The 9,533-nt window shown below is 40.4% G+C and carries 7 protein-coding genes and 1 other RNA gene; 2 read left to right on the top strand and 6 right to left on the bottom strand.

Features of this window, described 5'->3' with window-relative positions; genetic code table 11:
• Nucleotides 1-618: cation:dicarboxylase symporter family transporter (locus AB685_RS23395; RefSeq protein ID WP_241773372.1), on the bottom strand; the 618-nt coding region annotated here is incomplete at its 3' end.
• Between the two features lie 101 nt (nt 619-719).
• Here AB685_RS23395 and AB685_RS23390 point away from each other — a divergent pair.
• Both AB685_RS23390 and AB685_RS23385 read left to right on the top strand, forming a co-directional pair.
• Nucleotides 720-1,355 (top strand): hypothetical protein, encoded by a 636-nt coding sequence (locus tag AB685_RS23390; protein ID WP_047972985.1) that lies wholly within the window; start codon nt 720-722, stop codon nt 1,353-1,355.
• A 134-nt stretch (nt 1,356-1,489) separates the two neighbouring features.
• Nucleotides 1,490-2,623 (top strand): zinc-dependent alcohol dehydrogenase, encoded by a 1,134-nt coding sequence (locus AB685_RS23385; RefSeq protein WP_047972984.1) that lies wholly within the window; start codon nt 1,490-1,492, stop codon nt 2,621-2,623.
• Nucleotides 2,624-2,647: 24 nt separating this feature from the next.
• Here AB685_RS23385 and AB685_RS23380 read toward each other — a convergent pair whose 3' ends face one another.
• The 5 genes from AB685_RS23380 to AB685_RS23360 form a co-directional block, all read right to left on the bottom strand.
• The gene (locus tag AB685_RS23380) at nt 2,648-4,345 is read right to left on the bottom strand and encodes a glycerol-3-phosphate dehydrogenase/oxidase (protein ID WP_277814307.1); all 1,698 of its coding nucleotides are present in this window, start codon (nt 4,343-4,345) and stop codon (nt 2,648-2,650) included.
• Nucleotides 4,346-5,455: 1,110 nt separating this feature from the next.
• Nucleotides 5,456-5,815, bottom strand: a transfer-messenger RNA (tmRNA) gene (ssrA, locus tag AB685_RS30570).
• A 127-nt stretch (nt 5,816-5,942) separates the two neighbouring features.
• Entirely contained in the window at nt 5,943-6,410 is a 468-nt protein-coding gene (smpB, locus tag AB685_RS23370) for an SsrA-binding protein SmpB (protein WP_047972981.1), read from the bottom strand.
• Between the two features lie 126 nt (nt 6,411-6,536).
• Complete coding sequence (gene rnr, locus AB685_RS23365) at nt 6,537-8,924, bottom strand: ribonuclease R (RefSeq protein ID WP_047972980.1); 2,388 nt, start codon at nt 8,922-8,924, stop codon at nt 6,537-6,539.
• A 43-nt stretch (nt 8,925-8,967) separates the two neighbouring features.
• On the bottom strand, nt 8,968-9,533 hold a 566-nt coding region (locus AB685_RS23360), incomplete at its 5' end, for an alpha/beta hydrolase (RefSeq protein WP_047972979.1).

Here is a 9,533-nt window from a genome sequence, read left to right as displayed (position 1 = left end):
GCCAAGACCAATAGGGGCGTAATACATAATGATCCCAACTAACCTCCGCATGACTGCAGCCCCGCTCTTTAGAAACTGAGCAAAGATCCGCCCTTCCTGACCAGCAAGATTCGTTGCAAATCCTACGAGTACACTCATAATAATAAGAGCAAGCATGCTTGTCCTAGAGAAAATCTCTACAAAATCAGGCACGGTGATTGCTTTTACGATCTGTTCACCAAGACTGATCGATTCATCAATATTTTCTAGTGTTTCAAGCTGGATTTGTACCCCTTGTGCTGGTGRAGTAATGGTAACGGCCGCAATCATCACAATAGAAGCAATGATGCCCGTCACAATAAAAACGACCATCATCCATGTCATGATCGTCCCTAGACGCTTTAAATTAGACATGTTCGCAATAACGGCACTAATCGAGAAAAAGACAAGCGGGACCACAATGGTGAACATTAGATTTAAGAAGATATCCCCCAATGGTTTTAATACTTCTGCTTGTTCACCTAGTACAATACCTAAAATACTACCTATTATAATGGCTGCAATTAAAAATAATGGAACCGATACGCTTTCAGTGTCAACAGCTCCTTTCCTCATATATCCTAAGTCATTTCTTTCCAAATGAATAGATACATAAGTCGTCACTTGAAAAAAATATCCTTATTTTGTTACCATTTTCCTTTAAGAGACGTTTCATTAGTAGAGAATAGGAGTGATGTGACGTGAAGATTATAAAGCTAGCTGCTCTAGCGGCTCTTGTTAGTGCTCTTATCTTTAGTGGAATATTGGTGCTAGCAAGTGAGGACGATGCCATGGAAGAATCAAATTCAATAGGTCATACAGAAGATGAAGGTACCTCTCAGTACATGAAATACGAAGGAGAAATTGATTCAATTGAAGAGGTTGATGGAGTCACACGACTGATCRTAAAAAATAAAGAGGAAGACTCAGAGATGATCCTCCCTTTAACGGAGGAAGACCTCATTTTACTAAACACAGATACAGTTGATATCAAGTACGAGGACCTACATGTGGGACAACAACTTGCTGCGTATTACCACAAAGAGAAACCGGTTACGATGATCTATCCTCCCACTATTCCACCTGATATTTTGGTTATAAATGGCCTCAATGATATGGGAGAGATAAAGGTTTCAACATTTGATGAACAGCTTATTAGTCTTGATAACGAGCTAGCGTTAACGATTGACCATGAAACATTGATCGTTAATCAAGAAGGAGAGCTACTAGATGCTTCAACTCTTTCAGGTCGTGAGCTAGTCGTATTCTACACCTCGACCACAAAAAGCATCCCAGCTCAAACAACCCCTTATAAAATTATAGTATTAGACTTTTAAGAGTGAAAAAGGAGCCATAAGCAACTATGCCTGGCTCCTACTTTTTTTGATTAGCGACCATTCGGCCTCATGAATAAGACTACCTCCTTACCAAATACTAATGAAGACCATAATCGTTAGGAGTGAGTCAGAACATGAAAGCTGTAACCTATCAAGGAAACCACCATGTTGAAGTAAAAGAAGTTCCAGACGCTAAGCTTGAAAAGAAAGATGATGTGATAGTTAGGATAACCTCTACGGCCATTTGCGGGTCTGACCTTCATTTGTATCAAGGAAACATGCCTCTTCCCAAAGGTTATATAATTGGTCATGAACCGATGGGAATCGTAGAAGAAGTTGGGCCTGAGGTAGAAAGGGTTAAAAAAGGAGATCGTGTAGTGATACCGTTTAATGTATCATGCGGGGAATGTACTTACTGTCAACACGATTTAACGAGTCAATGTGATAATTCTAACCCTCATTATGATTCTGGTGGCTATTTTGGTTACACTGAAAAATTTGGGAACCATCCAGGAGGACAAGCTGAATACTTAAAGGTGCCTTTTGGTAATTACACCCCCTTTGTTATTCCTGAATCATGCGAACTAGAGGATGAATCATTACTATTTTTAAGTGATGTTCTCCCCACTGCCTATTGGAGCGTTGTCCACGCAGGCGTTAAAAAAGGAGATACTGTTATCGTCTTAGGCTGTGGTCCAGTTGGGCTAATGACTCAAAAGTTTGCTTGGATGCATGGAGCAAAGAGAGTAATTGCAGTTGATTACCTAGATTACCGATTACGACGAGCTAAAGCAATGAACCAAGTCGAAGTCTTTGATTTCGCAGCTTTTGAAGACATGGGTGAATATTTAAAAGAAATTACTCATGGTGGAGCTGATGTAGTCATCGATTGCGTTGGAATGGATGGGAAGAAATCACCCTTAGAATTTCTTGAACAGAAATTAAAACTACAAGGGGGCACCCTCGGCCCTATTCAAATAGCAACAAAAGCAGTTCGAAAAGCGGGAACGGTTCAAATCACTGGAGTGTATGGAAACCTCTATAACTCTTTTCCTCTTGGCGCCTTTTTCGCTCGGAACATTACACTTAAAATGGGGCAGGCACCTGTTATCCCTTTTATGCCTATATTGCTAGACAAAATTWACAATAACGAGTTTGATCCAAAAGAAATTATTACGCATTCCCTCCCCCTTCAAGATGCAAATAAAGGGTATGAGTTGTTTAATAATCATGAAGATGATTGCATAAAAGTCGTGTTAAAACCGTAAATACAAGCAAAAAACGCTCTCCGATTAGGAAGAGCGTTTTGCTGTTGTCTTATTTGTTTGAAGATCAACAGGGATCACCGCATCACAGATTTCTTTTTCTAACTCTGCACGGTAGTATGAAAATTCTTTTTCCGTCCAAGCAAGTTCATTTTTCATATATGAAAAGATCTGTTCCTTCCACGTACGTACCCATTCAATATCAAAGAATAGCGCTCCTGTCCTACGGATGAAGAAATCACTAGGCTTTACCGTCATCTCTTCATGGATAGCATAATTGATTTTTGCATAGACATAACGACTAAGGTTCGTACTTTTTTCCATATCGAACGCTTTCGCATAATGGAACAGTTTATCAACATTTGATCCATACATCGCTGCTAACTTTCGCCCTTCTTCTTTCGTTAGACCGTGTTGGGGCGCTTCTTCTGCTTTTGTTTCGATGAATGTCTCTAGTCCCTTCGATCCACCAACATCGCCACCTGAGATCGGAAAATTCTTGGTTTGACAATCATTGAACACTTTATATTGGTCTTCTTTAAAACGTTTTGCGATTAAATTAACCACCGATTCCGCCATTTTACGGTACCCTGTTAACTTACCACCAGCCATTGTTAAAAGGCCACTTTCTCCTTCCCAAATCTCATCTTTTCTTGAGATTTCAGAAGGATCTTTTCCTTTTTCATAAATAAGCGGACGGACACCGGCCCAGCTTGACTCAACATCATCTTCAGTTACTGATACGTCAGGGAACATATAGTGAATGGCATTTAGAATGTATTCACGATCCTCTGAAGTCATTTTCGGATGAGCAAGGTCTTGATCAAAGAAGGTATCAGTTGTTCCAACATATGTCTTCCCATCGCGTGGAATAGCAAACACCATACGTTTATCTGGTGTATCAAAATAAATGGCCTGACGTAGTGGGAAGACGGATTGATCGATGACCAGGTGAACCCCTTTTGTTAAACGTAATTGTTTATTTGTTTTCGAGTAATCTTTTTCAATCAGTTGATCGACCCAAGGCCCAACAGCATTAATCACTTTACGAGCGTGAAGATGATACGTTTTTTTTGTCAGGCAATCACCTGCAACAATGCCAGAAACCTTTTTATTTTCATCATATAAAAATTCTTCTGCTTTCGTGTAATTGATAATATCAGCACCATGCTCTGATGCTGCTTTGATCACTTCAATTGTTAACCTAGCATCATCTGTACGATACTCAACATAGTACCCACCGCCTGTTAAACCATCTTTTTTAACAAGTGGTTCTCTCTCAGACGTTTCATTAGCCGATAACATTTTACGACGCTCAGATTTTTTGACACCTGCTAGCATGTCATACACAAACAGCCCAAGAGWTGCACTTCTTTTACCGAATGTTCCGCCCTTATGCATCGGTAACATCATCCACTCTGGTGTGGTTACATGTGGCCCGTTCTCATAAACAATTGCTCGCTCTTTCCCTACTTCTGCCACCATACCAACTTGAAATTGCTTTAAATAACGTAATCCACCGTGAACAAGCTTTGTTGAACGACTCGATGTACCTGCTGCAAAGTCTTGCATATCCACAAGCGCCACTTTCATTCCACGAAGCGTCGCATCAAGGGCAATTCCGGCCCCTGTAATTCCGCCACCAATGACTAAGACATCATACTTTTCGTTCATCATCTTGCTTAACTGCTCTTCTCTTGAACTCGCTGAAAAATGAGTATTCATCATAAAACCTCCATTATTTTTATATACAAAAAAGACACGAAGAAACGACAACAAGCATAATAACAGGTTCATTATTACGCAAATTGGTTCTCCGTGTCTCCTACCGTCTATTAACTTATTTTTATCTTAACATAGATTATGCTGCATGGATAGATTAAGCTCTTAGTAAAACGAGACTGGGACATATCTAAGGGATTTAACTCAGGATACGAACGAAGCGCTAAATGAGCGGATGAAATATACGTAGACCTCCGCGGAATGAAAAGCAGGGGTGAGACCACACAGTAGCACGAGAAGGCTCAYCAGCTTCCCGCAGAAAGCGAAGTATATTTCAGGAGCGGTATAAATAGACCGCATCAGTAATGTTCGATTTTCCTTAAGTTAAAATACTTTTGTCCCAGCCTCTTTCATTATTATGAAAAGGCTTCTAAGCCAAATACAAAATGTACTATAAGGAAAACGACAATCATTAAAACGATACCCACAACTAACCCCGTCATTGGTTCCTTTAATTCATTATTCACCGTTTTCAWCTCCTTTTTGTTAGTAACTATGTGAATAACTCAAAGAGAGAATAATGTACTTTGRAATTTAATGGTCATAAGAAACGTTTTAACTTTAAGTAAAGGAATATAAGAAGTTAGAAAGCTTCTTTCATTAGACGAATACCGATTCAGGTTAGGAAAAAGGGATGATATTGAGCCAAATTCGATAAATTCGACAGCTGGAGAATAAGTTAAACCGCCTACATTCTCTAAGCCGTCTAACTCAGCGGTGATATAGGATGGGAAATGATCATTTTGACTGTTTAAGTGTAAGTGACTAAAAGAAGTAGCAATAAAAGAAAGCAATAAACAGCAAACAATAAATAACTTTAGCACCATCATTCCCTCCTTCTTCAACACTGTGGATAAATTGTGGATTTTTTACTATATAGTAGTTTTCACGAACTGGCTATTGATTATGTATAGAGTCTTAAAGATTGAAAAAGACCACGGAAATAATTATATGAAAAATTACTTTTAAAACAAAATTTCGAGAAAGCATTTTTCTCTTTGTAACAAAACAACCCGATCACCTGGTGCAGTGATCGGGTTGACGATATAAGTATGGTGGAGACGGTGGGAATCGAACCCACGTCCAGAAACAACGACACTTATGCTTCTACGAGTGTAGTTACTGAATTAGCATTTCGCCAATTCTTCTGCCCAGTAACAGGCGTCCGAACGGCTAGTCTGATCAATCTCTTCCTTCGCTCACAGACGGAGAGCAACCGGCGTAGCCCACTTAGAGTGAGTTCCAGTACCTACCACATGGGCGATGGAGGGTGGAACCGCAGAGTGCTATTAGGCAGCTACTGCGAAGTTGTTGTTTTCTTTGCCAGTTATAGGCTTTGGCGTTTTAACGAGGCCGACCCCCTCGACTCGCAACATAAGCACGACCTATCCCTGTCGAATCCTAAACGTCCCCATGTTATAAAACTATGTGGAAGTACCTCGTATTACCGAAGGCATCCTTTGTGAATCATAAGCCCAGAACATTTGTGCTCTGGACTTCTTATTATAGCAGTTCTTACTTTTTCTTGCAACTGGAAGTGTTACCCTCTCATCCGATCCTTTAAGGCACGTTCCACTTCACGTTTTGCATCTTTACGTCTCAATGTTTCACGCTTATCAAAATTCTTCTTACCTTTAGCAAGTCCAATTAAGATCTTCGCATAGCCATTTTTAATATACACTTTAAGCGGAACAAGCGAATAACCTTGCTGCTTCGTTAAACCAATAAGTTGATTGATTTGCTTTTTATGAAGCAATAGCTTACGTGCACGTTCTGGTTCATGGTTATAACGATTCCCTTGTTCGTACTCACTAATGTGCGCATTATGAAGATACATCTCTCCATTTTTAATGCGAGCAAATGAATCTTTTAAGTTCATTCTGCCTGCACGCATCGACTTTATTTCTGTACCTTGTAAAACCATGCCTGCTTCATACGTTTCTTCAATAAAATAATCATGTCTTGCTTTTTTGTTTTGGGCAATTACTTTTCCTTGTGTTCCAGCCATTGTCMGACACCTCGTGCTTTCCTTCGTTCTTCCATCTTAGCAAAAAGGAGAGGAATGCGTCAATTAGAAGAGTGTACCCTATTCAACAAGAAAGCTGTCCACCTAAGCAGACAGCCTATAATCGTATTACCGCTTCTTCTTACGACCTTTATTACGTTTCACGCTTGGTGCATTTTCATAAAAAGCTTTCTTCTTTTTCTTTTTACGAGAGCCTTCGCCACTTCCACCCTCACTTAAATTTATGCCTTGACCTTGACTGTTGCCTTTTTTACTACTTCCACCACGTCTGCGGTCAAATTCTCCTCCGCCTTGACCAGCACGCTTCTTACGCTTGCCGCCTTCGATTACTTTCGGACGACTTCTGTGTTCACGAGGCTGTCGCGGCTTCATACCAACGACCTCAAAGTCAATCGAAGCTTCATCTACATTAACGTTGACAACGCGGACTTCGATTTCATCGCCAATACGGAATACTTGAGCGGTACGTTCACCGATCATCGCATATTGCTTCTCATCATAATGATAGTAATCATCCGTTAAGTAGCTTACATGCACAAGTCCTTCGATCGTATTTTCTAGCTCGACAAACAATCCGAAGTTGGTTACACCACTAATCATCCCTTGGAAGGTTTCACCAATCTTATCTTCCATGTACTGAGCTTTCTTCACGCTATCCGTATCACGCTCAGCTTCAACCGCACGACGCTCCATTTCAGACGAATGACGAGTTAAATCTGGTAACTTTTCACGCCAATGATCTTGTGTTTGTGAATCTACATTTCCTTTGATTAAGTAGGTGCGAATTAACCTGTGAACAAGTAAATCCGGATAACGACGGATTGGTGATGTGAAATGTGTGTAAAACTCTGTTGATAACCCAAAGTGTCCTAAACTATTCGGATCATACTTTGCCTGCTGCATCGAGCGTAGCATAACCGTACTAATAACGGTTTCTTCAGGCTCTCCACGTACTTCTTCAAGCAACTTTTGCAGAGCACGAGGATGCACAGTATTGGCATTTCCGCGCACAACATAACCAAAGTTCGTTATAAACTCTAAGAATTTTGTCAGCTTATCAGCATCCGGATCCTCATGAATACGATACACAAACGGTAGCTTCAACCAGTGGAAGTGCTCCGCAATCGTTTCATTGGCCGCTAACATAAACTCCTCAATTAAGCGCTCAGCTACTGATCGTGTACGAAGCACAATATCATTCGCTTTACCTTCATCATCAACCAGAACTTTTGCTTCTTTAAAATCAAAGTCAATTGCACCACGTTCGAAACGCTTATTCCGTAAAATCGACGCAAGTTTCTCCATATCTTGAAAATGAGGCACGAGTGATTCATAACGAGCTTTTACTTCTTCGTCCTCATCGACTAAAATCTTATTCACATCTGTATAAGTCATGCGCTCAGTCGTTTTAATCACACTTTGGAAAATATCATGCTTAACAACTTGACCATCCGGTGTAATTTCCATTTCACAAGATAATGTTAAACGGTCCACTTGTGGATTCAAACTACAGATCCCGTTTGAAAGGCGGTGCGGAATCATCGGAATGACTCGGTCGACTAAATAGACACTTGTCGCACGATCTGCCGCTTCTTTATCAATCGGAGAGCCTTCTGTCACATAATGACTGACATCTGCAATATGGACACCTAGAAGGTAGTTTCCGTTGTTTAGTTTCTTCACATGAACAGCATCATCAAGGTCCTTCGCATCGGCACCGTCAATGGTAACAATCACTTCATCTCGTAAATCACGACGGCCTTCGATATCATTCGGATCAATTTCATCACTAATTGAATTAGCATGTTGAAGTACTTCATCTGTAAATTCAAGCGGAATACCATGCTTGTAAATAATCGAGAGAATATCCATACCCGGGTCATTTTTATGACCGAGAATTTTCGTTACTTCTCCTTCTGCACTCATTCTGCCCTCAGGGTACTTTGTAATCGAGACGACTACTTTATGTCCATCTACAGCCCCTTTTTTTGCTGTACTTGGAATTAAAATATCATTTGGAATACGCTTATCGTCCGCTACAACCATTCCATACGATTCATGGTCTAGATACGTGCCGACGACATCTTTTACACCACGCTCAAGAATTCGAACGACTTTTCCTTCAGGTCTAGCCCCTTTAGAGTGTTGATGCAAGCGCACTAAAACGGTATCTCCATTCATCGCACTTTCAAGGTCCGCATGAGAAACGTAGACATCTTTCTCCCCTTCAACTTCAGGAATAATAAATGCAAATCCTTTCGCATGACCTTGCACACGGCCTCTAACGAGATTCATTTTCTCCGGAACACCATAACGATCACTTCTCGTACGTACGACAAGTCCTCGAGTTTCCATTTCATTTAATGACTTCACCAGTTCTTTAAAATTTTCACTACCTTGAACTTGTAAAACCTCTTCAAGTTCAGCTACAGAAACGGGCTTTTCGGCTTCGTTGCGAAAGTAGGTAAGTAGTTGCTGGATTTGTTCTTCATTCATAGTAAAATCTCCTTTCGTTTCAAACAGCCTCGCCTGTTCTGTTCTATACAGTCCAGTCTAATCCTTCTAAAAATTGAAGAATATCTGCATGAAGCTGTWCTTTCTCTTTGTCTAATGTAATAACATGGCCTGATTCCTCATACCATTTTAATGATTTTTCATCTGATTCAACCTGATCGTGAATAATGTTAGCACTTTCAATATCAATCATATGATCTTTCCTTGCTTGAACAACAAAGGTAGGTGAGTAAACATGATCAAGGTGATGATGGACTTCTGTAATGAGCTCACGTAAAGCACTAAGTGTGTCCATCGGTTGAAAATGTTCCATCTCTTGATTAATCTCATCCGAGGTCTTTTGTTCCCGCTTTTTATATTCACGCGCATAAGCGAGCACACCTTTATACATCGCGTCTTCTGTTTTAGGGCGAACTGGAGCACACATTGGCACAATTCCCTTTACAGGTAAAGTGTACCCGATTTTCAAAGAGAATACCCCACCTAGAGAGAGTCCACATACTGCTATTTCATCATGGCCTTTCTCTTTTAAATAATTGTAGCCAGCTTGGACATCATCCCACCAATCACTTGGACCTGTTTGAACAAGTT

Source organism: Bacillus sp. LL01, assembly GCF_001037965.1.
This window is presented reverse-complemented; position numbering and strand designations above follow the sequence as displayed.

Coding starts and splice junctions, on each gene's coding strand:
- smpB (WP_047972981.1), bottom strand. CDS start 6,410: ATGGCTGGAACACAAGGAAAAGTAATTGCCCAAAACAAAAAAGCAAGA.
- rnr (WP_047972980.1), bottom strand. CDS start 8,924: ATGAATGAAGAACAAATCCAGCAACTACTTACCTACTTTCGCAACGAA.